Below are 24,361 nucleotides of genomic sequence, written 5' to 3'. Positions count from 1 at the left end.
TAACTATCAGCGTGGGCGCTGGTCGACGATGCGCCGCGCCTTGCCGACCGAGCGCTCGATGCCGCCGGTCGGCAGCACCTCGATGCCGGCGCTCACGCCGATATAGGCCTTGATGTCGTGGGCCAGCGCCTCGCGCGCGGCTTGCGCCGTCGCCGGTTCGCCGCCGTGGGCGCATTCCACGCGCACTGTCAGCAGGTCCATCGGCCCTTCGCGCGTCAGCACGCACTGGTAGTGCGGCGCCAGTTCCGGGCGCTTCAGGATCAGCTCCTCGATCTGCGACGGGAACACGTTTACGCCGCGCACGATCATCATGTCGTCGGTCCGGCCGGTGACCTTCTCCATGCGCCGGAACGCCGCGCGCGCGGTGCCCGGCAGCAGGCGCGTCAGGTCGCGTGTGCGGTAGCGGACCACCGGCATCGCTTCCTTGGTCAGTGACGTGAACACGAGTTCGCCGAACTCGCCGTCGGGAAGTACCTCACCGGTGTCCGGGTCGATGATCTCGGGGTAGAAGTGATCTTCCCAGATGGTCGGGCCGTCCTTGGTCTCGGCGCATTCATTGGCCACGCCCGGGCCCATCACTTCGGACAGGCCATAGATGTCGACGGCCGAGATATTCATGCGCTTCTCGATCGCGAGGCGCATTTCCGGCGTCCACGGCTCGGCGCCGAAGATGCCGACGCGCAGCGACGTCGTGGCGGGATCGATGCCCTGGCGCTCGAATTCGTCGGCGATGGCGAGCATATAGCTCGGCGTGACCATGATGATCTCGGGCTTGAAATCCATGATCAGCTGCACCTGGCGTTCGGTCTGCCCGCCGCCGAACGGGATCGCCGTCAGGCCGGCCTTTTCCACGCCGTAGTGCGCGCCGAGGCCGCCCGTGAACAGGCCATAGCCATAGCTGACGTGCACCTTGTCGCAACGCCTCGCTCCGGCAGCCCGGATCGAGCGCGCCATCACCGTGGCCCACGTGTCGATGTCCTTGAGCGTGTAACCGACCACGGTCGGCTTGCCCGTAGTGCCCGACGATGCATGCACGCGCGCCACGCGGTCCTGCGGCACCGCGAACATGCCGAACGGATAGTTGTCGCGCAGGTCCTGTTTGGTGGTGAACGGGAAGCGCGCGAGGTCTGCGAGCGTCTGGACCTGATCGGGATGCACGCCGGCCTCGTCGAATTTGCGGCGGTAGACCGGCGAGTTATCGTAGGCATGCCGCAGCGACCATTTCAGGCGCTCGAGCTGGAGTGCCCGCAATTCGTCGCGGCTGGCGGTCTCGATAGGCTCGAGCGGCAGATCGGTCAGGCGCGTGCTCATATCGTCTCCTGCACGTGGGCGTTCTTGTCGATGGAATCGTGAAATCGTCTTGTGCGGGGTCAGGCCACGGGCCTGGCGAACTTCAGGTGCTGCTGCTGTCCGGCGGTACCACGTGTCCCTTGATCTGCGCCGACTTGCCGCGGAACATCGCCACGGCCTCGCCGGCAAGATTGGTCACGCGGATATCGTAGATGCCGTGCCGCCCCGACAAGATCTGTTCCACCGCTTCGGCGGTCAGCACGTCGCCGCCATGCACGGGTTTGAGGAACTCGATGCTGCAGCCTGCCGCCACGGTATTGATATTGTGGCTATTGCACGCGAAAGCGAAGCTGGAGTCAGCCAGTGTAAACATCAGGCCGCCGTGGCAGATGCCGTGGCCATTGAGGAATTCGGGGCGTACCGGCATGGTCAGCCGGGCATAGCCGGGCCGTACTTCCTGCACCACGATGCCGAGCCAGCGGCTACAGGTATCGGCTTCATACATGGCGGCGGCGGCCGACTCGGCAAGTGCCTGCGGGTTCTTGGTCAAGCGGGTCTCCTGTCTCGGTGGGGCGGCGCACGATGGCGCCTGCAGGTCAGCGGCCGGTGAACTTCGGCGCGCGCTTTTCCAGGAAGGCATTGACGCCTTCCGCATAGTCGGCGGACTGCCCAAGCTCGCGCTGCAGGTCGCGCTCTAGGTCGAGCTGCGCATCGAGGGTTGCGGTTGCGCTCGCATACATCGCACGCTTGATCGCGGCGAGCGCACGCGTCGGCTGGGCTGCCAGTTGCGTGGCCAGCGCCAGCGCCTGCTCGTGCAGCACCGGATCGTCCATGATTTCCCAGACCAGGCCCCATTTCTCAGCCTTTTCGGCAGTGAGTTTTTCGCCGGTCATGGCCAGTCCCATGGCGCGCGACATGCCGATGCGCTTGGGCAGCAACCAGGTGCCGCCGGAATCCGGCACCAGACCGATCTTGACGAAGGCCTGGATAAAGCTGGCCGAGCGCGCCGCCAGCACCATGTCGCAGGCCAGCGCGAGGTTGGCCCCGGCACCCGCGGCGGTGCCGTTGACGGCGGCCACGACGGGCATCGGCAGCGCCTGCAGGCGGCGGACCAGCGGATTGAAGTAGCTGTCGATCAGATCGCCCAGATCGGTCATCTTTCCAGGCGTGAAGTCGAGGTCGGCCAGGTCCTGTCCGGCGCAAAAGCCGCGGCCGGCACCGGTCAGGAGCAGGGCGCGAGCGCCGCCAGCCTCCACATGATCGAGTGCCTGCTGCAGCGCGCCGTGCATCTCGCGCGTGAAGCTGTTGAGCTTGTCGGGGCGGTTCAGGGTGATGACGGCCACGTTGCCTTGCCATGCAAGCAAGACCGGGCCGGAGTCCATGCTGACCGGCTGGCCAGTGGGCGCGGGCATCGGGGGCATTGTTGTCTCCTGCCTTGGTGTTCTTGCCGGACGGTTTTAATTAACCGACCGATCGGTCGGTGAATGGTAGCATCAAAAGTCGGGCGTGGGTGTGATGACTGTGCTGCTGCTTACAGGCTATTAAGGACCGTTCAGGTGCCTTACCAGCGGCACCACAAGAGGGTTTGCGCGATTGCCGGCGACCGCCGCAATGCCGGAGGGGGGCGTCGCTCTATAATCGCGCTGCCAGCAATAACCTGAAATCCGCCGGTCTCCGTACCCGGGACACCGGCGCGCCGTCTATTTGTATTGGATACCTCCATGAAGAAGTTCGCAGCACTACTCCTCATTTCGACCGTCGCCCTACTCGGTGCGTGTGGCAAGAAGGAATCGGCACCTGCCGCCGGCACGGAGCCGGCTCCGGTTGCCGCTACAAAGATCATCGTCGGCCTCGACGACAATTTCCCGCCGATGGGCTTCCGCGACAGCAATAACGAGCTCGTCGGTTTCGACATCGACATGGCCAAGGAGGCGAGCCGCCGCCTCGGCTTGACGGTCGAGTTCAAGCCGATCGACTGGAGCGCCAAGGAAGCCGAGCTCAATGGCAAGCGCGTGGATGTGCTGTGGAACGGCCTGACCATTACGGAAGAGCGCAAGCAGAACATCAGCTTCACCGCGCCCTATATGACGAACCACCAGATCGTCATTGTCGGCACCAATTCGCCGGTGAAGACCAAGGCTGACCTGTCGGGCCGCATTGTCGGCGCACAGGATGGCAGCAGCGCCGTGGACGCGATCAAGAAGGAAGCGCAGGTCGCGGGCAGCCTGAAGGAACTGAAGACCTTCGGCGACAACGTGACGGCGCTGATGGACCTGTCGGCCGGCCGCCTCGATGCGATCGTGGTCGACGAAGTCGTGGGCCGCTACCTGATCAGCAAGCGCGCAGGCGAATACCGTGTACTCGACGAGAACTTCGGTACGGAAGACTACGGCGTAGGCGTGCGCAAGGACGATGCCGAGCTGCTTGGCAAACTCGACAAGACGCTCCATTCGATGAAGGAAGATGGCACGGCGGCCCGCATCGCCACCCGCTGGTTCGGCGCCGACATCACCAAGTAATCCGGATCGTTCGCGACGTCCCGTGCCCCATTGGCGCGGCGTCGCGCCTCATCGCGGCCCGCGCGCCGGCAACGTAGCAGCAGCCAGGCGCCCGGGATCCGAACCCCTCCCATCCGCGCAAGCATGGATTACGTCTTATCCCTTCTGCCGCCCCTGGCGCAGGGTGCGAAAATCACCCTCACACTATTTTTTATCACGCTGGCCCTGTCTGTACCGCTCGGCCTGGCGCTGGCGCTTGCCCGCATTTCGAAGTGGCCGCTGCTGAGCAGCCTCGTCAACGGCTATATCTGGCTGATGCGCGGTACGCCGCTGATGCTGCAGATGCTGTTCATCTATTTCGCGCTGCCGTTCGTGCCGGTCATTGGCGTGCGGCTGCCTGATTTTCCTGCGGCGGTGGTGGCGTTCGCGCTGAACTACGCCGCCTATTTCGCGGAAATCTTCCGTGCGGGCATCAAGTCGGTCGACCGTGGACAGTACGAAGCCAGCAAAGCGCTCGGCATGACCTATTTCCAGACCATGCGCCGCGTCGTGCTGCCGCAGATGGTCAGCCGCGTATTGCCGCCGGTCAGCAACGAGACCATCACGCTGATCAAGGACACGTCGCTGATCTACGTGCTGGCGCTCAACGATATTCTTCGCACCGCGCGCGGCATCGTGCAGCGCGATTTCACGACCACGCCGTTCCTGGTGGCAGCGCTTTTCTACTTGCTGATGACGCTGATCCTGACCTGGTTCTTCCAGAACCTCGAGAAACGCTATGCCAAACATGATGACTGACGCGGCCGGAGCCGATTCCAATCGCGGCGCCAGCGTCATGGTCGCGGCGCGGGACATCGTGAAGGCCTTCGGACCGTTGCAAGTGCTGCGCGGTGTGTCCCTGACCTTGCGCAAGGGCGATGTCACAGCGGTGATCGGTCCGTCGGGATCGGGCAAGAGCACGTTGCTGCGCTGCCTCAATCATCTCGAAGTGATCGACAGCGGCACCGTTGAAATTGAAGGCGAGGCGCTTGCATCGATGGGCGTCGATGGCGTGGCCAAGTACGTGCCGGATGCGGAAGTACGCCGTATCTGCCGGAAGATGGGCATGGTGTTCCAGTCGTTCAACTTGTTCCCGCACATGACGGTGCTGCAGAACATCATCGAAGCGCCGATGACCGTCAAGGGTTTGTCGCGCGACGCGGTGCTGCCCAAGGCCGAGGAACTGTTGCGCAAGGTCGACCTGCTGGCCAAGCGGGACAGTTATCCTGCGCGCTTGTCCGGCGGCCAGAAGCAGCGCGTGGCGATTGCCCGCGCGCTGGCGATGGAGCCCGACATCATGCTGTTCGACGAGCCGACGTCGGCGCTCGACCCCGAACTGACCGGAGAGGTCCTTCGAACCATGCGGCAACTGGCCGACGAACACATGACCATGCTGGTGGTCACGCATGAGATGGGCTTCGCGCGCGAAGTCGCCAATCATGTCGTGTTCATGGACGAAGGAAGGATCCTCGAGGAAGGGCCGCCCGAGCGCGTATTTGGGGCACCGGTCCATGCGCGGACGCGGGAATTCCTCGCACACACGCTCTAGTCGCTGTAACTCGCCACCGCATGACAATTGAAATTGTGCGGTGGCCTCCCCAGTCGGGGCCACTCTGCCACGACCCATGCTCGCTGGCCAAGCCTCGGCGCCTCATTCCCGGCGATCCCTCAAAGCTGCCGGCCTCCCACATTTTTCCTATTGTAAATAGGCGCTGCTCGGCAGCAGCCGCCAAAGTGCTGCGCTTCCATCCTGCACGATTCCCAATTCCGTATGCGAAGTCGATGCAACCAAACATGGTTTTGCCTGTCTTTATATCCAAACAAAGGTCTGGCAAACTCCGTGGCGCCTTTCCCAGGGCTCCGGAGCCAGTGAACGGAATGTTTGGGCCGCCCCGGGCGAAATCGCGGAAGCTGGAGAATCAATGTTGCAGAAAACGAAGCTGGCCAACGGCAAGAGGCCCCGTGCACTGGTTCTTTGCATTGGTGGCCTGGGAGATGTCGTGTGGGCCAGCGCGTCCATCGACGCCTTGCGCGAAACGTACGGGAGCGATATCGAGATCGACCTGCTGCTGAAGCACCGGTCTGGCGAACTGTTCAAGCACGACCCGCGTATTTCTCGGATCCTCATCCTGCGTGGCGGCCCCAGGCTGCCTTTGCTGGTGAATCCGCACAAGTGGCTGATACTCGCGCAGGCGTTGATTCGCTATCCTTATCACTTGATTCTGGACCTGACCATCAACAGGACGGACTTTTTCCCGAGTCTTGGCTGGTGCTTCCCCGCCGCTCACAAGGTCAAGGTCTACAAGGTGCGCCACGAGGTAGATCCGCCGGAGACCCACAGGACGACGGTCGTCCAGCGCCTGCTCGCCTATTGCACGCCTCAACACATTGCACAGCGGGCCATGCCTTCGCTGAGAAGACCGGATATCGATATCCGGGCGCGCTACGGGCTGACATCGCCCTTTATCTGCCTGCATACCGGGAACAGTTCGTTCTATCACAACAGGGCGAACACGCGACTCTGGCCTGTGGGGAAATGGATCGAGTTGCTGGACGGATGGTCGCGATACTTCCCGCACCATCAACCAGTGCTGATTGGTACGCCGGCCGAAGCTGAGCACATTGCGCAGATTGCGGACAAGTATCCGAGCGTCATCAACTTGTGCGGCAAGACGCCGCTGCCGGAAATGATGGCGCTGATCGCCGACGCGGATCTTCTGATCGGCACGGATACCGGTCCAACCCACGTCGCGGCGGCGTTCGGTACACCGGTCATCGCGATTTTCGGGCCGACGCTTTCCCACGTGACAGGTCCGGCAGGGGACAGCAACCGCCTGCGCATCGTCAAGCCATGGACGGGCACGTTGATCGAGGACGTGCAGGTGGATCAGGTCGTCGAGGCTTCGCATGAGCTCATCTCGGCCGATGGGAATCCCCGCGCGGCGGAGGTGGCGATGAAAGGTAGCGACAGACCCCGGAACAGGCAATCACCGCAAAAGGGTTTGTGGACCAAGCCAGGTGGTCTCGCGAATGCCCGCGGCGTCGCACCTGCCACTCCGCGCGGATAGTCCCAATTGCCGCGTCAACGTGGCAAACTCTCCGGCTGCATTTGCCTACAAAGGAGAAGACATGTCGTACGAAAACATCCTCGTGGAAACGCGCGGCCGCGTCGGGCTGGTCACGCTGCACCGTCCGAAGGCGCTGAATGCGCTCAATGACGCATTGATGGATGAACTGGGTGCCGCACTGACGGTGTTCGACAAGGACGAGAACATCGGTGCCATCGTTATTACCGGCAGCGAAAAGGCGTTCGCGGCCGGCGCCGATATTGGCATGATGGCCAAGTACTCGTTCATGGACGTGTACAAGGGCGACTACATTACCCGCAACTGGGAAACGATCCGCACCATCCGCAAGCCGGTGATTGCAGCCGTGGCAGGCTACGCGCTGGGCGGTGGCTCGGAACTCGCGATGATGTGCGACATCATCATTGCCGCTGAAAATGCCCGCTTCGGGCAGCCGGAAGTCAAGCTCGGCACCATGCCCGGCGCCGGCGGCACCCAGCGCATGCCGCGCGCGGTGTCCAAAGCCAAGGCCATGGACCTGTGCCTGACCGCGCGCATGATGGATGCCGCCGAAGCGGAGCGGGCCGGCCTTGTCTCGCGCGTGGTGCCGGCGGACAAGCTGCTGGATGAAGCGCTCGCAGCGGCGGAGACCATCGCCGGCTACTCGCTGCCTGTGGTCATGATGATCAAGGAATCGATCAACGCGGCCTATGAGACAACGCTCGCTGAGGGCGTGCGCTTCGAGCGCCGGCTCTTCCATGCGACGTTTGCCAGCGAAGACCAGAAGGAAGGCATGGCTGCTTTTGTCGAGAAACGCAGCCCTGACTTCAAGCATCGCTGATAACTTGATAGGGGAATACCCGAGGTTTTCTCAGGGGTATTCAGTTTCCCGGTGCTAAAAAGAACGCCGTATTCCCTTATCGATCAAAGAGTTGGGTGAATTGGATGGTGCAGGTTGCTGTGCCGTTGTGACAAAGGTGTTGCAACCCTCGGCAAACCGGCTTAATATTCGCCCCCTCGCAACACAACGCGGCGCTGCAAGGCAGGGCTGGCAAGGGTTGCGGGGCAACTGGGTGGTTCGGAGCGAGAGAGTTAGCGCGACGAACCGAAGCAAAAAAAGTGCTGACCCGGTTGACGAAACGAAGAAAGTTCTGCATAATCTCGTTTCTCTGCTGCTGACGCAGCGACGCAAACGGCAAAGCCGGTAGCGTGGCCTGAAAGGGCGGGTTCTTTAACAACCAAACAACCGATAAGTGTGGGCGCTGGGTAGCGGACGCACGAAGTCTTCGGACTTCGGGGCTTCAAAAGTTATCAGTGCTCGCACAGCAAAACGTGACTGGGTCTACGGATCTGGTCAGTCAGTTTTCTGAGAGTGAGCGACCGCTCGAAAGAGCGAGGTGCTTCGGCACCACACAGAGATTGAACTGAAGAGTTTGATCCTGGCTCAGATTGAACGCTGGCGGCATGCCTTACACATGCAAGTCGAACGGCAGCACGGGCTTCGGCCTGGTGGCGAGTGGCGAACGGGTGAGTAATACATCGGAACGTGCCCTGTCGTGGGGGATAACTAGTCGAAAGATTAGCTAATACCGCATACGACCTGAGGGTGAAAGCGGGGGACCGGTAACGGCCTCGCGCGATAGGAGCGGCCGATGTCTGATTAGCTAGTTGGTGGGGTAAGAGCCCACCAAGGCGACGATCAGTAGCTGGTCTGAGAGGACGATCAGCCACACTGGGACTGAGACACGGCCCAGACTCCTACGGGAGGCAGCAGTGGGGAATTTTGGACAATGGGGGCAACCCTGATCCAGCAATGCCGCGTGTGTGAAGAAGGCCTTCGGGTTGTAAAGCACTTTTGTCCGGAAAGAAAACCCTTGCCCTAATACGGTGGGGGGATGACGGTACCGGAAGAATAAGCACCGGCTAACTACGTGCCAGCAGCCGCGGTAATACGTAGGGTGCGAGCGTTAATCGGAATTACTGGGCGTAAAGCGTGCGCAGGCGGTTTTGTAAGACAGGCGTGAAATCCCCGGGCTTAACCTGGGAATGGCGCTTGTGACTGCAAGGCTAGAGTGTGTCAGAGGGGGGTAGAATTCCACGTGTAGCAGTGAAATGCGTAGAGATGTGGAGGAATACCGATGGCGAAGGCAGCCCCCTGGGACATGACTGACGCTCATGCACGAAAGCGTGGGGAGCAAACAGGATTAGATACCCTGGTAGTCCACGCCCTAAACGATGTCAACTAGTTGTTGGGGATTCATTTCTTCAGTAACGTAGCTAACGCGTGAAGTTGACCGCCTGGGGAGTACGGTCGCAAGATTAAAACTCAAAGGAATTGACGGGGACCCGCACAAGCGGTGGATGATGTGGATTAATTCGATGCAACGCGAAAAACCTTACCTACCCTTGACATGCCACTAACGAAGCAGAGATGCATTAGGTGCCCGAAAGGGAAAGTGGACACAGGTGCTGCATGGCTGTCGTCAGCTCGTGTCGTGAGATGTTGGGTTAAGTCCCGCAACGAGCGCAACCCTTGTCTCTAGTTGCTACGAAAGGGCACTCTAGAGAGACTGCCGGTGACAAACCGGAGGAAGGTGGGGATGACGTCAAGTCCTCATGGCCCTTATGGGTAGGGCTTCACACGTCATACAATGGTGCGTACAGAGGGTTGCCAACCCGCGAGGGGGAGCCAATCCCAGAAAACGCATCGTAGTCCGGATCGTAGTCTGCAACTCGACTACGTGAAGCTGGAATCGCTAGTAATCGCGGATCAGCATGCCGCGGTGAATACGTTCCCGGGTCTTGTACACACCGCCCGTCACACCATGGGAGTGGGTTTTGCCAGAAGTAGTTAGCCTAACCGCAAGGAGGGCGATTACCACGGCAGGGTTCATGACTGGGGTGAAGTCGTAACAAGGTAGCCGTATCGGAAGGTGCGGCTGGATCACCTCCTTTCCAGAGGCGCGCGTTCTGCGTGCTCAGTGTCCACACTTATCGGTTTGTTTGCTGTTACAGCCAAGGGTCTGTAGCTCAGGTGGTTAGAGCACCGTCTTGATAAGGCGGGGGTCGTAGGTTCAAGTCCTACCAGACCCACCAAGTTATCCGAGGGGGGATTAGCTCAGCTGGGAGAGCACCTGCTTTGCAAGCAGGGGGTCGTCGGTTCGATCCCGTCATCCTCCACCACCGCTTACGAGCGGGACGGAAGTACCTTGGTTTGGTTGGCCAAATGCAAGCGCTCTGCGCAAGAGTGTTTGCATTTGGCATTGCCAAGCGATCGCAAGATCGGCTGTTCTTTAACAATATGGGATGTAGTAAAGGTGTCGCGCGAGCGTTGATGAGACGCTCAGTTGTATAACGCGATACCGGGTTGTGATTGTATCAACCAAAGTATTTAAGTGATCGAAAGATGACTTGGAATACGGCACAAATGCGAGAACTCAACCTGTAGCGAGACGGTGTCCTTGAGACACACTTGTTATAGGGTCAAGCGAACAAGTGCATGTGGTGGATGCCTTGGCGATCACAGGCGATGAAGGACGCGGTAGCCTGCGAAAAGCTTCGGGGAGCTGGCAAACGAGCTTTGATCCGGAGATGTCCGAATGGGGAAACCCGGCCCGAATGGGTCATCCCTGACTGAATACATAGGTCAGGGAAGCGAACGCGGCGAACTGAAACATCTAAGTAGCTGCAGGAACAGAAATCAACCGAGATTCCCAAAGTAGTGGCGAACGAAATGGGAAGAGCCTTGTACTCTTTAGCAGTGTTGTTAGCAGAACGGGATGGAAAGCCCGGCCGTAGCAGGTGATAGCCCTGTATGCGAAAACAGCGTTGTGGAACTAGGTGTACGACAAGTAGGGCGGGACACGTGAAATCCTGTCTGAAGATGGGGGGACCATCCTCCAAGGCTAAATACTCGTGATCGACCGATAGTGAACCAGTACCGTGAGGGAAAGGCGAAAAGAACCCCGGGAGGGGAGTGAAATAGATCCTGAAACCGCATGCATACAAACAGTCGGAGCCTCGTAAGGGGTGACGGCGTACCTTTTGTATAATGGGTCAGCGACTTACATTCAGTGGCGAGCTTAACCGATTAGGGCAGGCGTAGCGAAAGCGAGTCCGAACAGGGCGATTAGTCGCTGGGTGTAGACCCGAAACCAGATGATCTATCCATGGCCAGGTTGAAGGTGCGGTAACACGTACTGGAGGACCGAACCCACTAACGTTGAAAAGTTAGGGGATGAGCTGTGGATAGGGGTGAAAGGCTAAACAAATCTGGAAATAGCTGGTTCTCTCCGAAAACTATTTAGGTAGTGCCTCGTGTGTCACCTTCGGGGGTAGAGCACTGTCATGGTTGGGGGGTCTATTGCTGATTACCCCGCCATAGCAAACTCCGAATACCGAAGAGTGCAATCACGGGAGACAGACATCGGGTGCTAACGTCCGGTGTCAAGAGGGAAACAACCCAGACCGCCAGCTAAGGTCCCCAAATATGGCTAAGTGGGAAACGAAGTGGGAAGGCTAAAACAGTCAGGAGGTTGGCTTAGAAGCAGCCACCCTTTAAAGAAAGCGTAATAGCTCACTGATCGAGTCGTCCTGCGCGGAAGATGTAACGGGGCTAAGCCATATACCGAAGCTGCGGACGCACAGTAATGTGCGTGGTAGGAGAGCGTTCCGTAAGCCTGTGAAGGTGTCTTGTAAAGGATGCTGGAGGTATCGGAAGTGCGAATGCTGACATGAGTAGCGATAAAGGGGGTGAAAGGCCCCCTCGCCGTAAGCCCAAGGTTTCCTACGCAACGTTCATCGGCGTAGGGTGAGTCGGCCCCTAAGGCGAGGCAGAGATGCGTAGCTGATGGGAAGCAGGTTAATATTCCTGCACCGTCGTATGATGCGATGGGGGGACGGATCGCGGAAGGTTGTCCGGGTGTTGGAAGTCCCGGTCCCTGCAGTGGAGAAGGCGCTTAGGCAAATCCGGGCGCGTAATTCAAGGCTGTGGGGCGAGTGAGCTAGGCTCGCGAAGCAATTGGAAGTGGTTCCAAGAAAAGCCTCTAAGCTTCAGTCATACGAGACCGTACCGCAAACCGACACAGGTGGGCGAGATGAGTATTCTAAGGCGCTTGAGAGAACTCGGGAGAAGGAACTCGGCAAATTGGTACCGTAACTTCGGGATAAGGTACGCCCTGGTAGCTTGACTGGCCTGCGCCAGAAGGGTGAAGGGGTTGCAATAAAATGGTGGCTGCGACTGTTTAATAAAAACACAGCACTCTGCAAACACGAAAGTGGACGTATAGGGTGTGACGCCTGCCCGGTGCCGGAAGATTAAATGATGGGGTGCAAGCTCTTGATTGAAGTCCCGGTAAACGGCGGCCGTAACTATAACGGTCCTAAGGTAGCGAAATTCCTTGTCGGGTAAGTTCCGACCTGCACGAATGGCGTAACGATGGCCACACTGTCTCCTCCCGAGACTCAGCGAAGTTGAAGTGTTTGTGATGATGCAATCTCCCCGCGGCTAGACGGAAAGACCCCATGAACCTTTACTGTAGCTTTGCATTGGACTTTGAACCGATCTGTGTAGGATAGGTGGGAGGCTTTGAAGCGTGGACGCTAGTTCACGTGGAGCCGTCCTTGAAATACCACCCTGGTTTGTTTGAGGTTCTAACCTTGGCCCGTGAATCCGGGTCGGGGACAGTGCATGGTAGGCAGTTTGACTGGGGCGGTCTCCTCCCAAAGTGTAACGGAGGAGTTCGAAGGTACGCTTGGTACGGTCGGACATCGTACCTAAAGTGCAATGGCAAAAGCGTGCTTAACTGCGAGACCGACAAGTCGAGCAGGTGCGAAAGCAGGACATAGTGATCCGGTGGTTCTGAATGGAAGGGCCATCGCTCAACGGATAAAAGGTACTCTGGGGATAACAGGCTGATACCGCCCAAGAGTTCATATCGACGGCGGTGTTTGGCACCTCGATGTCGGCTCATCTCATCCTGGGGCTGTAGCCGGTCCCAAGGGTATGGCTGTTCGCCATTTAAAGAGGTACGTGAGCTGGGTTTAAAACGTCGTGAGACAGTTTGGTCCCTATCTGCCGTGGGCGTTGGAATCTTGACGGGGGCTGCTCCTAGTACGAGAGGACCGGAGTGGACGTACCGCTGGTGTACCTGTTGTCTCGCCAGAGGCATCGCAGGGTAGCTATGTACGGAAGAGATAACCGCTGAAAGCATCTAAGCGGGAAACTCGCCTGAAGATGAGGATTCCCTGGAGGCTTGACCTCCTTGAAGGGTCGTTCGAGACCAGGACGTTGATAGGCTGGGTGTGGAAGCGCAGTAATGCGTTAAGCTAACCAGTACTAATTGCCCGTAAGGCTTGATCCTATAACCAGTGTGTTTTAGCCTGGTGAGTCAATCGCCTTGTGCCGATACAGCACAACCCAACGCTACAAAACTACATCCCGAATTGGTGAGGTTGACCGCGTCAGCCTCACAACCCCTCATGCCTGGTGACCATAGCGAGCTGGAACCACCCCTTCCCATCCCGAACAGGTCCGTGAAACAGCTCCGCGCCGATGATAGTGCGGATACCCGTGTGAAAGTAGGTCATCGCCAGGCTCTTATAATGCAGAACCCCTCAGCTCCCTCGAGCTGAGGGGTTTTTGCTTTTGGGGCGCTGAAACGTTAGAAAGCGCACCCTAGCCCCGGCGCGGTGTTGTTGCGCGCTGATTCGAGGGTACCGGAGCATTCCGGGCATTCAGCGCTTCTGATATGTTCTTTCCCAAGCTTCGGCCGGGACCGAAGCGACGCAGTCTGCCGCATGCAATTTGCGGCAAGCAGTACGTAATACCAAAGCCCGATGCGAAGCAGCATTGCGGCGGATTCAGAGAGGCAGGGGGTCACATGGCGGCCAGGTGGTATCGGCTTGTTTTGACTGGCGTGGCGGTCGCGCTGACGTTGGCGGGATGCGCATCGACGCAGGTCAGTCCGCCATCGGATCCGTCGAAGATGGCTGCGGCCTCCGCCATCGATTGCAAGGTCTTCGCGGCCCGTGTCGCGTCTCAGAAAAGCCATCCCGCTGATGACCCGGTGTCCGATGCAGTGACCGTCGCCAACGATCAAGCTATCGAGGCGGAAGCTGGCGACGACGGGGATACAGCACCGGCGCCGCTCCTGGCGCACCTTCCCAGATTCTCCGCTGCGTCCTTGAAGAGCCGCCTGCCAGTCGGGTGGCAGCCATGGACGATCAACCGGAACAAGACGCCGACGCGTTACACGCTCGCGGAAGTGGACGAACGCGTCGTCGTCCACGCCCAGGCCGACAGCTCGGCCTCAGGCCTCTACGTGCCCTTGCGTGACCGCGATGCGGGTGTGCTGCGCTGGACGTGGAAGACCAATGGCATTATCCGCAATGCTGACAACGGCCAGGGGCAGCGTGAAGATGCCCCGTTACGCCTGTTTGTCGCATTCGATGGCGACAAGGGCAGTCTGTCGCTCAAGGATCAACTGATGTACGAGATGGCCCGCCTGACAACGGGCCGCGAGATGCCGTACGCAACCCTGATGTATATCTGGGGGGGCAAGCGGGCGGAAGGCACCGTGCTGTCGAATCCGCATACCGATCGAGTACGCATGATCGTGGTAGATGCCGGCACGAAGCACACCAATGAGTGGCGTTGCCACGAAAGGGATCTGCGTGCCGACTACCGTAAGGCCTTCGGCACTGACCCGGGCCGGGTCATCGCCGTTGGCATCATGACCGATACAGACAATACACGGAGCACGGCAGAGTCCTGGTACGGCGACATCGCCCTGGACTGATCGTCGCCTCCGTTACAGGCCCCCCACGGGCTCGCTGAGCGCCAGCACGGCGAACGACGCAAGCCAGTGCCTTGCGACATAGTCGCCCTGCACGGCCTGCGGCAGTGACGCTTCAATATGGTCCGACCACGCGCGCACAGCGAGCGGACGCAGCTCCTCGGGCAATGCGGGCTCCAGCATGCGCCAGCACCACGCACGTGACAGGTTGAGTCCGTCGAGGTGCGTCATCTTCGGATCGCTGCGGTCCGCGACGGCAACCGGCGTGAGCCAGTTGGCCAGTTCCGTGCGTGTCGGGGCAAACAATTCCCACCATTCCGAAAAGGCACATCCGTCCATGACGGCGTGCATCAGGACCGCCTCCGTCAGTCCGCCCGACAGGAATTCGTCGCCGCCCGGCTCATAACGCGCAGGATAGCGCTGATCGTGGCCGAACCAGCGGTGCGCGCGACGGACAATTGCGCGGCGCAGTGCGTGATGCTGATCCGTGCGCGCATAGCTCAACGCCATGACCAGCGCGAACGCGCTGTTGAAGTGCGTGCCGGTGCGGACGGGGAAGTCCGCCACATCCAGATAGTCGATGAGTTGCTGGGCAAGGTGGCGCGCTAGCGGTGCACAGCTTTCGGCCCATCGGGCGATCTGCGCATCGTGTGTGCCAGCTGCCTGCAGTTCAGCCTGCAGCCGCAGCAGCCAGGCCCAGCCATAAGGCCGTTCGAACGTGCGCGACGCCGGTTGCTGGAAGTACGCCAGTTCGGTGCCGATCGACTCGGGCTGGAACTGCCGTTCGAGCATGGCCCGGATCCGCGGTGAATCGTTCAAGTCCGGGCAGAGCAAGAGCAGGCGCACCAGCAGCCAGTGCATGTGCACGCTAGAGTGCCAGTCATAGCTGCCGCAGAACACGGGATGCAGCAACGCGGGATCGAGCGGCTCGTCCGGCCGCGTCAGCATGTGGTCCAGCTTGTACGGGTAGCGGCGCCCGATGTTCTCAAGCGCTACGCGCGCAAATCCATCTGCGATGTCCAGGTCCAATGCGATGCGAGCCATGGCTGTCGTGCTCGCTCAGGCCCGGGGCAGCCACTTCTCCACCAGCTTCACAAAGAATGTCGATCCGACAGGCAGCAGTTCGTCGTTGAAGTCGTAGCTAGGGTTGTGCAGCATGCACGGCCCCATGCCGTGGCCGGATTCGCGATGCGCGCCGTCGCCATTGCCGATGAACAGGTAGCAGCCGGGCTTTTCCTGCAGCATGAACGAGAAATCCTCGGCGCCCATCGTCGGCTCGACATCGGCATTGACGTTGTCTAAACCGACCAGTTCGGCCGCCACGCCGGCGGCAAACTCTGCCTCGGCGGCGCTATTGATTGTCGGCGGATAGTTGCGGTGAAACTCGTAGTCGACCGTGCAATCGAAGGCCGATGCCACGGCACGCGCGACTTCCTCCATGCGCCGCTCGATCAGGTCGAGCACGGGCACCGTAAAGGTACGCACCGTGCCGCCGATCCACGCCTGGTCCGGCACGATATTGGTCGCGTCGCCGGCATGGAACTGCGTGACCGAGATCACGGCCGTGTCGATCGGCCGCTTGTTGCGCGTGATGATGCCCTGCAATGCCGACACGATCTGTGCGGCGGTGAACACCGGATCGCTGCCGTTGTTGGGCATGGCTGCGTGCGCGCCCTTGCCGCGCACGACAATGCGAAATTCATTGCTCGATGCCATCAGCGGGCCGGCGCGCGTACCGAATGCGCCGACCGGCATGCCAGGCCAATTGTGCATGCCGAACACCGCATCGCACGGGAAGCGCTCGAACAGGCCATCCTTGATCATCTCGCGCGCGCCGCCACCGCCTTCTTCGGCCGGCTGGAAGATCAGGTTGATAGTTCCGTCGAAGTTGCGATGCTCGGCCAGATAGCGCGCCGCGCCCAGCAGCATCGCAGTGTGGCCGTCGTGGCCGCACGCGTGCATGCGGCCATCATGCTGCGAGCGATGGCCGAACGTGTTGGCTTCCTGCAGCGGCAGCGCGTCCATGTCGGCGCGCAGGCCAATGCTGCGTGCGCTGTTGCCCTGGCGGATCACGCCGACCAGGCCTGTCTTGCCGAGTCCGCGATGGACTTCGATGCCCCAGGATTCCAGGTTGCTCGCCACCACGTCGGCGGTGCGTTGTTCCTGGAAACACAACTCGGGATGCGCATGGATGTCGCGTCGGATCGTGCGGATGTCGGCTTGCGCCTGCAGGATTTCGGGAATGAGCTTCATGGTGCCGGAGACCCTACGACTGTCGATGGATACCGCGATCATACGACGCCGGCCCGCAAAGCGCCAAAGCGGGCCGATTCCAAGCCTTCGCCAAATTGTATGGACATCTGCGCGATGCCGCGGTGCAAGACGAGTGGGTGGGTTTCCCCCAATGCCAGCTTTCACCGGCTGCTGGAACAGTTCATGCTTGAAGTGCCCGGCCGGCAATACCGTCGCATCCCTGATGCCTGACCGCACCAAAATGCAGCGCTCTTTCGTGTGATGCTGCGGCGCGTCCATTGCCGATCCTAACGTCTGCTTCATCTGTTCCTGGGAGAATTGCGCGATGTCCCTTCGCACAATCAAGAAGGCATTTGGTGCTGTCGCGGTAGCCGGGGCCATGAGCCTTGTGCTGGCCGGCGCGGCACAGGCCGCTGACCTCAAGCTTGCCATGAGTTCGCCGCCGACCTCGATGGATCCGCACTTCTACAATCTGTTTTCGAACATCAACGTGTCTGAACACGTGTTCGAGACGATGATCAAGATGGACCCCGACAGCCGCATCATTCCCGGCCTCGCGGAGTCGTGGAAGATGATCAACAACCTGACCTGGGAATTCAAGATCCGCAAGGGCGTGAAGTTCCATGACGGCTCCGAGCTGACCACCGAGGACATCGTCTGGTCGCTGGACCGGCCGGCCACCATTCAGAACAGTCCCGGCAAGTTCGACGTCTACACCAAGGCGATCATCAACAAGAAGGTGATCGACAAGTACACCATCCAGCTCACTACCAACCAGCCGTATCCGCTGATGCTGAACGACCTCACGTCGATCTTCGTCGTGCAGAAGAAGGCCACGCAAGGGTTGAGTTCGGATGACTTCGCCCAGGGCAAGGGCATGATCGGCACCGGCCCGTTCAAGTTCGTGAGCTACGCGCGCGACGACCGGGTCGAACTGGTGCGCAATCCCGATTACTGGGGCCCGAAGCCCGCGTGGGACAAGGTGACGCTGCGCTTCATTCCCAATCCGGCCACGCGCCTCGCGGCGCTGCTGTCCGGTGATGTGCAGGCGATCGAGAACGTGCCGACGCCGGATCTGCCGAAGGTGCGCAACGATCCCAAGTTGTCGTTCTTCTCCAAGATTTCGCACCGCGTGATCTACCTGTACTTCGATGCCAAGCGTGACAAGTCGCCGTACGTCACGACCAAGGAAGGTCAGCCGATGGACAAGAACCCGCTGAAGGATGCGCGCGTGCGCAATGCCATCAGCATGGCCATCAACCGGCAGGGCATCAAGGACCGACTGATGGAAGGCCTGTCCGAGCCGACCAACAATCTCGTGCCGCCCACGCTGTTCGGTTATAACCCGAACCTCAAGACGGTCAAGTACGATCCCGAGGGCGCGAAGAAGCTGCTTACGGAAGCGGGGTATCCGAACGGCTTCGGCGTGACGCTGCACACGCCTAACAACCGCTATGTCAACGACGAGAAGATCGCGCAGACCATCGCGCAGAACCTCACGCGCATCGGCATCGTGACGAAGGTGGAAGGCATGCCGATGGCGACGTACTCGTCCAAGGGCATCAAGCACGAATGGTCGTTCGGCTTGCTCGGCTGGGGCGCACAGACCGGCGAAGTCAGCTCGCCGCTGCGCGCGCTGCTGGCTTGCGAGGACAGCAAGAAGGGCTTCGGCACCACCAACTGGGGAGAATACTGCAATCCGAAGATGGATGTGGTGCTGGAGAAGGCGCTGGCCACGGTCGATGACAACGAGCGTTCCAAGCTGCTGCAGGAAGCCACTGCCATTGCTATCAACGACGGCGGTATCATCCCGATCCACCAGCAGGTGACCACCTGGGCCACGCAGAAGGGTATCGTCTATATTCCGCGCACCGACGAACGCACCTATGCGCACAACTTCAAGCCGCAGTAAGCGGCGCCATCCGGTCGCCTGCGGGTAGTGCTCGCGGCAACGTACACCATGCGGGCCGTGCCTGGGACGGGCGCGGGGCTGGCCCGGCGCGACCCGCAGCGGTGTGCGAAAGGAAGTGGTTCAATATGCTGGTTTTCATCATCCGGCGGCTGATGCAGAGCGTGGTTGTGCTCTTCATCATGTCGCTGCTCGTCTTTCTCGGCGTCTTCGCCATCGGCAACCCGGTCGACATCCTGATCAATCCGCAAGCGGATCAGGAGGACATCCGGCGCACCATTGCCGCGCTCGGGCTCGACAAACCGCTGTGGGAGCAGTATCTGGTCTTCTTGCAGAACGCCTTGCACGGCAACCTGGGGATCTCGTTCGCTCATGGCACGCCCGCGCTCAAGCTGATCTTCGAGCGCATGCCTGCGACGCTTGAGCTGGCCGTATGCGCGATCCTGCTGGCCATTGTTCTGGGCATTCCGCTGGGGCTTTGGGCAGGCCTGCGCCCGAATGGCATCGCCGGCAAGTCGATCATGACGGTATCGATTCTCGGCTTTTCGCTACCGACGTTCTGGGTCGGGCTGATGCTGATCATGGTGTTCGCGGTGCAGCTCGGCTGGCTGCCTTCGAACGGACGCGGCGAGACCGTGCGCGTGCTTGGCGTGCCGCTGAGCTTCCTGACCGTCGATGGCATCCGCCACCTGATCCTGCCGGCGGTGACGCTGTCGCTGCTCAATATCGCGATGGTGATTCGCCTGACGCGCGCGGGTACGCAGGAGGCGATGCTGCAGGATTACGTGAAGTTTGCCCGTGCAAAGGGACTGTCCAATACGCGCATCGTCGGCGTGCATGTGCTCAAGAACATCATGATCCCGATCGTGACGGTGATCGCACTGCAGTTCGGCTCTATCATCGCGTTCGCGATCGTGACCGAATCGATCTTCGCGTGGCCCGGCATGGGCAAGCTGATCATCGATTCGATCCAGCTGCTCGACCGGCCCGTCATCGTTGCGTACCTGATGGTGATCGTGACGCTGTTCATCCTGATCAATCTGGCGGTGGACATCCTCTACAGCGTGCTCGATCCGCGCGTGCGCATTGCCGACAACAAGGGCTGAGCCATGACTGCCGTAACCGCAGACAAACCGAAAGCCGCGCACGAGCAGACGCCGTTCCGCCGCTTCGCTGCCGAATTCCTCTCCAGCAAGATTGCCGTGGCCGGGCTGATCACGCTGATCACAGTGATCCTGATCGCGATCTTCGCGCCATGGTTGGCGCCGCAGAATCCGTATGACCTTGCCACGCTCGACGTGCTCGACGCACGCCTCGCGCCCGGCGAGCAGGCCGGCAACGGCATGACGTTCGTGCTGGGCTCCGACGAGCAGGGGCGCGACATTCTGTCCGCGGTCATGTACGGGCTGCGCATCAGCATAGGCGTAGGTGTGGTCAGCACGGTCATCGCGCTGATACTGGGCGCGACGCTGGGCCTGTTGGCTGGCTTCCTCGGCGGACGTACCGAAGCGTTCATCATGCGCGTCGCCGACCTGCAGCTCTCGTTCCCGCCAATCCTGCTCGCGCTGATCCTGCTGGCCTTTCTGCGGCCGGGCATCGGCAACATCGTGATCGCGCTCGTGGCGGTGCAATGGGCCTACTATGCGCGCACCACGCGCAGCGCAGCACTCGTAGAACGCCGCAAGGAATACATCGAAGCCGCGACATGCCTCGGCCTGCCGCCGGGCCGCATCATGTTCCGACATCTGCTGCCAAACTGCCTGCCGCCGCTGATCGTGATCGCGGCGCTGCAGGTGGCATCGGCCATCACGCTCGAAGCGACGCTGTCATTCCTCGGGCTCGGCGTGCCGATCACCGAGCCGTCGCTCGGTTCGCTGATTTCCAATGGCCAGCAGTACATGCTGTCCGGCAAGTACTGGATCAGCTTCTTCCCGGGCATTGCGCTCGTCATCACCATCGTGGCCATGAATCTGGTGGCCGACCAGTTGCGCGACGTGCTGAACCCGCGCCTGCAGACGCAATAGGGAGGGGAGGGCAACATGGCACAACCTACCCTGGTGGTGGAACACCTCAAGACGCAGTTCTTCACGCGCGGCGGCATCGCCAAAGCGGTCGACGACGTGTCGTTCACGGTCGGCCGCGGCGAGATCATGGGCCTGGTCGGCGAATCGGGCTCCGGCAAGTCGATGACGGGCTATTCGATCATGGGCCTGATCGATCCGCCCGGCAAAGTCGTGGACGGTCGCATCGCGCTGACCAGCCGCGACGGCGTCACGCGCGACCTGCGCGCGCTCACGCCGGCACAGCAGCGCGATGTGCGCGGCAACCGCATCGCGATGATCTTCCAGGACCCGATGATGACGCTGAACCCGGTCCTGCGCATCGACACGCAGATGATCGAGGCGGTGATGGTGCATGACAATGTCAGCAAGCCTGCGGCGCGCGAGCGGGCGCGCAATGCGCTCGCTCGCGTGGGCATCCCGTCGCCGGACGAACGACTGCTCGCCTATCCGCACCAGTTCTCGGGCGGCATGCGCCAGCGCGTGGCGATCGCCATTGCGCTGCTGAACAAGCCTGACCTGATCATCGCCGATGAGCCGACCACGGCGCTGGATGTGACCATCCAGGGCCAGATCCTGTACGAGATGCAGACGCTGTGCCGCGAATCGGGCACGGCGCTGATCTGGATCACGCATGATCTGTCGGTGGTCGCGGGACTGGCCGACTCGGTCTGCGTGATGTATGCGGGCAAGATCGTCGAGTCGGGTGATGTGCGGCAGGTTCTCGAGCGCCCCGAGCATCCGTACACGCACGGGCTGATCAGCTCGGCGCCTTCGCGCAATCCGCGCGGCGCGCCATTGAAGCAGATTCCCGGCATGACGCCGTCGCTGCTGAACTTGCCCGGTGGTTGCTCGTTCCGCGAGCGCTGTCCCAACGCCACCGAGGTGTGCAGAACGGACCCGCCGCTGGAGACCGCGCCCGACGGCAGGCGGCTGCGTTGCTTCCATCCGATGCTGACACAGCAGGAGGCGGCATGAGCGAAACGGACCTCGATATGCCAGCCATGATAGAAGGGACTTCGCAGCCCGTTACGCCACCAGCGCCGCTGCTGGAGTTGCGCGGCGTTTCCAAGCGCTTCGTCAAATCGCTTGATACGGCGGCGCGCATCGCAAACCTGTTCGGTGCACATGCGCGCGAAGAGGTGGTGCATGCGGTCGACCGCGTTGACCTGAGCATCCGTACGGGCGAGGTGGTGGGGCTCGTGGGCGAGTCGGGCTGCGGCAAATCCACGCTCGGCCGCATGGCTGTGGGCCTGCATACGCTTAGCGAGGGCGAGCGGTTCTGGCGCGGTACTAACCTCGATCACCTGCCGCCCGAGAAGCGCCGCGAGAAGCAGCTCGCGATCCAGATGATCTTCCAGGACCCATATGCCTCGCTCAATCCGCGGCTGCGCGTGATCGACATCGTCGGCGAGGCGCCGGTCGTGCACGGCATGATCGCGCGCGGCGAGCAGAAGGCCTATGTGGAAGACATGCTCGTGCGTGTGGGGATGGATCCGACCGTGCTGCGCCGCTTCCCGCACCAGTTCTCAGGTGGCCAGCGCGCGCGCATCGGCATTGCCCGCGCGCTGGCGGTGAAGCCAGAGTTCCTCGTGTGCGATGAATCGGTCGCGGCGCTCGACGTATCGATCCAGGCCCAGGTGCTGAACCTGTTCATGGGGCTGCGCCAGGAACTGAACCTGACCTACCTGTTCATCAGCCACGACCTCGGGGTGGTCAAGCACATCAGCGACCGCGTGGTGATCATGTACCTGGGGCGCGTGGTGGAGTCGGCGCCGACCGAGCAGGTATTCGCTGCACCGAACCATCCCTATACGCAGGCCTTGCTGGCCGAGGCGCCGAAGCTCGAAGTCGGCAAAAAGACCTATGTGGCGATCCGTGGCGAGATCCCGTCGCCATTGAATCCGCCGACGGGCTGCCACTTCCATCCGCGCTGCCCGCATGCGATGCCGCGTTGCACGACCGAACAGCCGCTGTTGAAGGAGATCGCGCCGGGCAGGCTATCGGCGTGTCACCTGAACGATATGGCGTAGATCGATCCAGCGATCCTCTTGTTTTCTCCCTCTCCCATTAAGGGGGGAGGGAGAAAGCCGCGTGATTCGCAGCCACTCAGCGAATCACCTGCCCCTTCGAGTTGATGATCGTCATCTCCACGAACTTCGACCCGACATGGTTTTCGGGCGTGAAGTTGACGATGAATCCGCCCAGATCGAAATTGTGCATGCCTTCCAGCGCCGCAACGAGCCGTTCGCGCGTCAGGTCCTTGCCGGCGCGGCGCAGGCCCTCCGTAAAAGCCTTCGCAGCGACAAAGCCCTCGATGCCGACGTAGTCGAAATCGTCCGGCTTGCCCGTGGCCTGCAACAGCCGCAGGTATTCACGCACGACCGGCAGTGTGGCGTTGCCCGGATGCGGCATGACCTGAGAGATGATCACGCCGCTGCCACGCGGGCCGAGTTCGCGCGCGAGCGCCTGCGTGCCCACATAGGACACGTTGTAGAACTGGCCGTTGTAGCCCCGGCGTAGCGCTTCCTTCACGAAGGCGCCGGCCGTGCGGTAGGCGCTGATCAGCACGACCGCGTCGGGCTGGGCTTTCATCGTGCCCTGCATGGCGTCGCCGATTTCCGCGGTATTGCGGACCACGGATTCGCGCGCAACGATCTGCACGCTGTTGTCCGCTGACGATTGCAGTGCGCGGGCCAGGCCCTCCAGCCCGGCCTTGCCGTAGGCGTCGTCGTTGTACACCACGGCGACGCGCTTGAGCCCGGTGGTGCGGATCTGCCGAACGATGGCGGCGGTTTCCTCGTTGAAGCCGGCTCGCACGTGGAAGATGTTGCGCAGGCGCGGATCGCGCAGCGATTGCGCGCCGGAGTAGGGCGCAAAGAACGGCACACCGGCCTGGGTGGCAATCGGCAGCGACGCCTCGGCGTTGTCAGTGCCGACATAGCCAAACAGCGCGAACACGCGGTTCTCGCCGATCAGCTTGCGCGTGTTGGCCGCCGCGGTTTCGGGCTCGTTGTAGTCCTCCAGCGTCTGCAACTCGATCCGGCGGCCGTAGATGCCGCCCTGGCGGTTGACGGACTCGAAGTACAGGCGCGCGCCGGCGCCCATCTGCTTGCCCAGTGCCGCCGTCTGCCCGCTCAGCGCAGCCGACTGGCCCAGCACGATCGCGTCGGCCGTCACGCCGGTTTCCGCTGCGACGGCGGCGCCCGCAGCGCCGCAAAAGCCGATGGCGCATGCCACCAGCAGGCCGGCGAAACGCCTGGCCTTGACCCCGTTCAGATCAGACATGAAACCCCGCAAGAAAAGTCAGGTTGGATACCCATGCGCCACCCGGGCCGGTCTGCGCCGACGTCGGTTCCCCGTTGGCCCGCATGCGCTGGCCGCGAGCCGGTTCAGGCCGCGGGACGCGGGCGGGACAACGAGGCCTTTCCGGCCAGGACCGGAACGCGCC

At 61.2% G+C, this 24,361-nt stretch carries 17 protein-coding genes, 2 tRNA genes and 3 rRNA genes; 16 read left to right on the top strand and 6 right to left on the bottom strand.

The window, feature by feature from the left end; all coding sequences use genetic code 11:
- Positions 1 to 6: 6 nt before the first annotated feature.
- The 3 genes from paaK to paaG form a co-directional block, all read right to left on the bottom strand.
- On the bottom strand, positions 7 to 1,311 hold the full coding sequence (paaK, locus tag ACIGJG_RS15495; protein ID WP_011299162.1) for a phenylacetate--CoA ligase PaaK: 1,305 nt from the start codon (positions 1,309 to 1,311) through the stop codon (positions 7 to 9).
- Positions 1,312 to 1,393: 82 nt separating this feature from the next.
- Positions 1,394 to 1,840 (bottom strand): hydroxyphenylacetyl-CoA thioesterase PaaI, encoded by a 447-nt coding sequence (gene paaI, locus ACIGJG_RS15490; protein WP_041679714.1) that lies wholly within the window; start codon positions 1,838 to 1,840, stop codon positions 1,394 to 1,396.
- Between the two features lie 46 nt (positions 1,841 to 1,886).
- Positions 1,887 to 2,672, bottom strand: a complete 786-nt coding sequence (gene paaG / locus ACIGJG_RS15485) for a 2-(1,2-epoxy-1,2-dihydrophenyl)acetyl-CoA isomerase PaaG (RefSeq protein ID WP_483673087.1) — start codon at positions 2,670 to 2,672, stop codon at positions 1,887 to 1,889.
- 339 nt (positions 2,673 to 3,011) lie between these two features.
- On the opposite strand from paaG, the gene ACIGJG_RS15480 reads away from it, so the two are divergent.
- The 11 genes from ACIGJG_RS15480 to ACIGJG_RS15430 all read left to right on the top strand — a co-directional run bounded on the left by ACIGJG_RS15480 (position 3,012) and on the right by ACIGJG_RS15430 (position 14,691).
- Positions 3,012 to 3,809 carry an amino acid ABC transporter substrate-binding protein gene (locus tag ACIGJG_RS15480; RefSeq protein ID WP_011299159.1) on the top strand — a complete coding sequence of 266 codons (798 nt, stop codon included), beginning with the start codon at positions 3,012 to 3,014 and terminating at the stop codon, positions 3,807 to 3,809.
- 123 nt (positions 3,810 to 3,932) lie between these two features.
- Entirely contained in the window at positions 3,933 to 4,586 is a 654-nt protein-coding gene (locus tag ACIGJG_RS15475) for an amino acid ABC transporter permease (protein ID WP_011299158.1), read from the top strand.
- Between the two features lie 37 nt (positions 4,587 to 4,623).
- Positions 4,624 to 5,376 carry an amino acid ABC transporter ATP-binding protein gene (locus tag ACIGJG_RS15470; RefSeq protein ID WP_041680069.1) on the top strand — a complete coding sequence of 251 codons (753 nt, stop codon included), beginning with the start codon at positions 4,624 to 4,626 and terminating at the stop codon, positions 5,374 to 5,376.
- Between the two features lie 373 nt (positions 5,377 to 5,749).
- Positions 5,750 to 6,895, top strand: a complete 1,146-nt coding sequence (locus ACIGJG_RS15465; RefSeq protein WP_011299156.1) for a glycosyltransferase family 9 protein — start codon at positions 5,750 to 5,752, stop codon at positions 6,893 to 6,895.
- Positions 6,896 to 6,956: 61 nt separating this feature from the next.
- On the top strand, positions 6,957 to 7,733 hold the full coding sequence (locus ACIGJG_RS15460; RefSeq protein WP_011299155.1) for an enoyl-CoA hydratase: 777 nt from the start codon (positions 6,957 to 6,959) through the stop codon (positions 7,731 to 7,733).
- A 580-nt stretch (positions 7,734 to 8,313) separates the two neighbouring features.
- Positions 8,314 to 9,847, top strand: a 16S ribosomal RNA gene (locus ACIGJG_RS15455).
- Positions 9,848 to 9,911: 64 nt separating this feature from the next.
- A tRNA-Ile gene (locus ACIGJG_RS15450) sits at positions 9,912 to 9,988 on the top strand.
- An 11-nt stretch (positions 9,989 to 9,999) separates the two neighbouring features.
- Positions 10,000 to 10,075 (top strand) — tRNA-Ala (locus tag ACIGJG_RS15445).
- A gap of 298 nt (positions 10,076 to 10,373) precedes the next feature.
- Positions 10,374 to 13,254 (top strand): 23S ribosomal RNA (locus ACIGJG_RS15440).
- Between the two features lie 121 nt (positions 13,255 to 13,375).
- Positions 13,376 to 13,488 (top strand): 5S ribosomal RNA (gene rrf, locus ACIGJG_RS15435).
- The 16S, 23S and 5S rRNA genes sit together here with 2 tRNA genes alongside, the layout of an rRNA operon.
- Before the next feature lie 390 nt (positions 13,489 to 13,878).
- Positions 13,879 to 14,691 carry a DUF3047 domain-containing protein gene (locus ACIGJG_RS15430; RefSeq protein WP_011299154.1) on the top strand — a complete coding sequence of 271 codons (813 nt, stop codon included), beginning with the start codon at positions 13,879 to 13,881 and terminating at the stop codon, positions 14,689 to 14,691.
- A gap of 12 nt (positions 14,692 to 14,703) precedes the next feature.
- Here the strand turns inward: ACIGJG_RS15430 and ACIGJG_RS15425 are convergent, their stop codons facing one another.
- Positions 14,704 to 15,732 carry a DUF2891 domain-containing protein gene (locus ACIGJG_RS15425; RefSeq protein WP_011299153.1) on the bottom strand — a complete coding sequence of 343 codons (1,029 nt, stop codon included), beginning with the start codon at positions 15,730 to 15,732 and terminating at the stop codon, positions 14,704 to 14,706.
- A 15-nt stretch (positions 15,733 to 15,747) separates the two neighbouring features.
- The gene (locus ACIGJG_RS15420; RefSeq protein ID WP_011299152.1) at positions 15,748 to 16,941 is read right to left on the bottom strand and encodes a M20 aminoacylase family protein; all 1,194 of its coding nucleotides are present in this window, start codon (positions 16,939 to 16,941) and stop codon (positions 15,748 to 15,750) included.
- Positions 16,942 to 17,266: 325 nt separating this feature from the next.
- On the opposite strand from ACIGJG_RS15420, the gene ACIGJG_RS15415 reads away from it, so the two are divergent.
- The 5 genes from ACIGJG_RS15415 to ACIGJG_RS15395 all read left to right on the top strand — a co-directional run bounded on the left by ACIGJG_RS15415 (position 17,267) and on the right by ACIGJG_RS15395 (position 22,943).
- Positions 17,267 to 18,853 carry an ABC transporter substrate-binding protein gene (locus ACIGJG_RS15415; protein ID WP_483672512.1) on the top strand — a complete coding sequence of 529 codons (1,587 nt, stop codon included), beginning with the start codon at positions 17,267 to 17,269 and terminating at the stop codon, positions 18,851 to 18,853.
- A 125-nt stretch (positions 18,854 to 18,978) separates the two neighbouring features.
- The gene (locus ACIGJG_RS15410) at positions 18,979 to 19,956 is read left to right on the top strand and encodes an ABC transporter permease (RefSeq protein WP_011299150.1); all 978 of its coding nucleotides are present in this window, start codon (positions 18,979 to 18,981) and stop codon (positions 19,954 to 19,956) included.
- Positions 19,957 to 19,959: 3 nt separating this feature from the next.
- Positions 19,960 to 20,874, top strand: coding sequence for an ABC transporter permease (locus tag ACIGJG_RS15405; protein WP_011299149.1), 915 nt, complete (start codon positions 19,960 to 19,962; stop codon positions 20,872 to 20,874).
- 15 nt (positions 20,875 to 20,889) lie between these two features.
- Positions 20,890 to 21,888, top strand: a complete 999-nt coding sequence (locus ACIGJG_RS15400; protein WP_483672511.1) for an ABC transporter ATP-binding protein — start codon at positions 20,890 to 20,892, stop codon at positions 21,886 to 21,888.
- The gene (locus ACIGJG_RS15395) at positions 21,885 to 22,943 is read left to right on the top strand and encodes an ABC transporter ATP-binding protein (protein ID WP_140952396.1); all 1,059 of its coding nucleotides are present in this window, start codon (positions 21,885 to 21,887) and stop codon (positions 22,941 to 22,943) included. The genes ACIGJG_RS15400 and ACIGJG_RS15395 overlap by 4 nt, the downstream gene beginning before the upstream one ends.
- 76 nt (positions 22,944 to 23,019) lie before the next feature.
- Here the strand turns inward: ACIGJG_RS15395 and ACIGJG_RS15390 are convergent, their stop codons facing one another.
- Positions 23,020 to 24,198, bottom strand: a complete 1,179-nt coding sequence (locus ACIGJG_RS15390) for an ABC transporter substrate-binding protein (protein WP_011299146.1) — start codon at positions 24,196 to 24,198, stop codon at positions 23,020 to 23,022.
- Positions 24,199 to 24,361: the final 163 nt, after the last annotated feature.

This window comes from Cupriavidus sp. C1SS-2L, assembly GCF_057073735.1.
Note: the sequence above shows the minus strand (reverse complement) of the source record. Positions and strands in the feature narration are given on the sequence as shown.

Excerpts from the sequence above, each read along its gene's own strand:
- paaK (WP_011299162.1), bottom strand. The coding sequence starts at position 1,311 with ATGAGCACGCGCCTGACCGATCTGCCGCTCGAGCCTATCGAGACCGCC.
- ACIGJG_RS15465 (WP_011299156.1), top strand. The coding sequence starts at position 5,750 with ATGTTGCAGAAAACGAAGCTGGCCAACGGCAAGAGGCCCCGTGCACTG.
- ACIGJG_RS15410 (WP_011299150.1), top strand. The coding sequence starts at position 18,979 with ATGCTGGTTTTCATCATCCGGCGGCTGATGCAGAGCGTGGTTGTGCTC.
- ACIGJG_RS15420 (WP_011299152.1), bottom strand. The coding sequence starts at position 16,941 with ATGAAGCTCATTCCCGAAATCCTGCAGGCGCAAGCCGACATCCGCACG.
- ACIGJG_RS15390 (WP_011299146.1), bottom strand. The coding sequence starts at position 24,198 with ATGTCTGATCTGAACGGGGTCAAGGCCAGGCGTTTCGCCGGCCTGCTG.
- ACIGJG_RS15480 (WP_011299159.1), top strand. The coding sequence starts at position 3,012 with ATGAAGAAGTTCGCAGCACTACTCCTCATTTCGACCGTCGCCCTACTC.
- ACIGJG_RS15395 (WP_140952396.1), top strand. The coding sequence starts at position 21,885 with ATGAGCGAAACGGACCTCGATATGCCAGCCATGATAGAAGGGACTTCG.
- ACIGJG_RS15415 (WP_483672512.1), top strand. The coding sequence starts at position 17,267 with ATGTCCCTTCGCACAATCAAGAAGGCATTTGGTGCTGTCGCGGTAGCC.
- ACIGJG_RS15460 (WP_011299155.1), top strand. The coding sequence starts at position 6,957 with ATGTCGTACGAAAACATCCTCGTGGAAACGCGCGGCCGCGTCGGGCTG.
- ACIGJG_RS15425 (WP_011299153.1), bottom strand. The coding sequence starts at position 15,732 with ATGGCTCGCATCGCATTGGACCTGGACATCGCAGATGGATTTGCGCGC.
- ACIGJG_RS15405 (WP_011299149.1), top strand. The coding sequence starts at position 19,960 with ATGACTGCCGTAACCGCAGACAAACCGAAAGCCGCGCACGAGCAGACG.
- paaG (WP_483673087.1), bottom strand. The coding sequence starts at position 2,672 with ATGGACTCCGGCCCGGTCTTGCTTGCATGGCAAGGCAACGTGGCCGTC.
- ACIGJG_RS15470 (WP_041680069.1), top strand. The coding sequence starts at position 4,624 with ATGGTCGCGGCGCGGGACATCGTGAAGGCCTTCGGACCGTTGCAAGTG.
- ACIGJG_RS15430 (WP_011299154.1), top strand. The coding sequence starts at position 13,879 with ATGGCTGCGGCCTCCGCCATCGATTGCAAGGTCTTCGCGGCCCGTGTC.
- ACIGJG_RS15400 (WP_483672511.1), top strand. The coding sequence starts at position 20,890 with ATGGCACAACCTACCCTGGTGGTGGAACACCTCAAGACGCAGTTCTTC.
- ACIGJG_RS15475 (WP_011299158.1), top strand. The coding sequence starts at position 3,933 with ATGGATTACGTCTTATCCCTTCTGCCGCCCCTGGCGCAGGGTGCGAAA.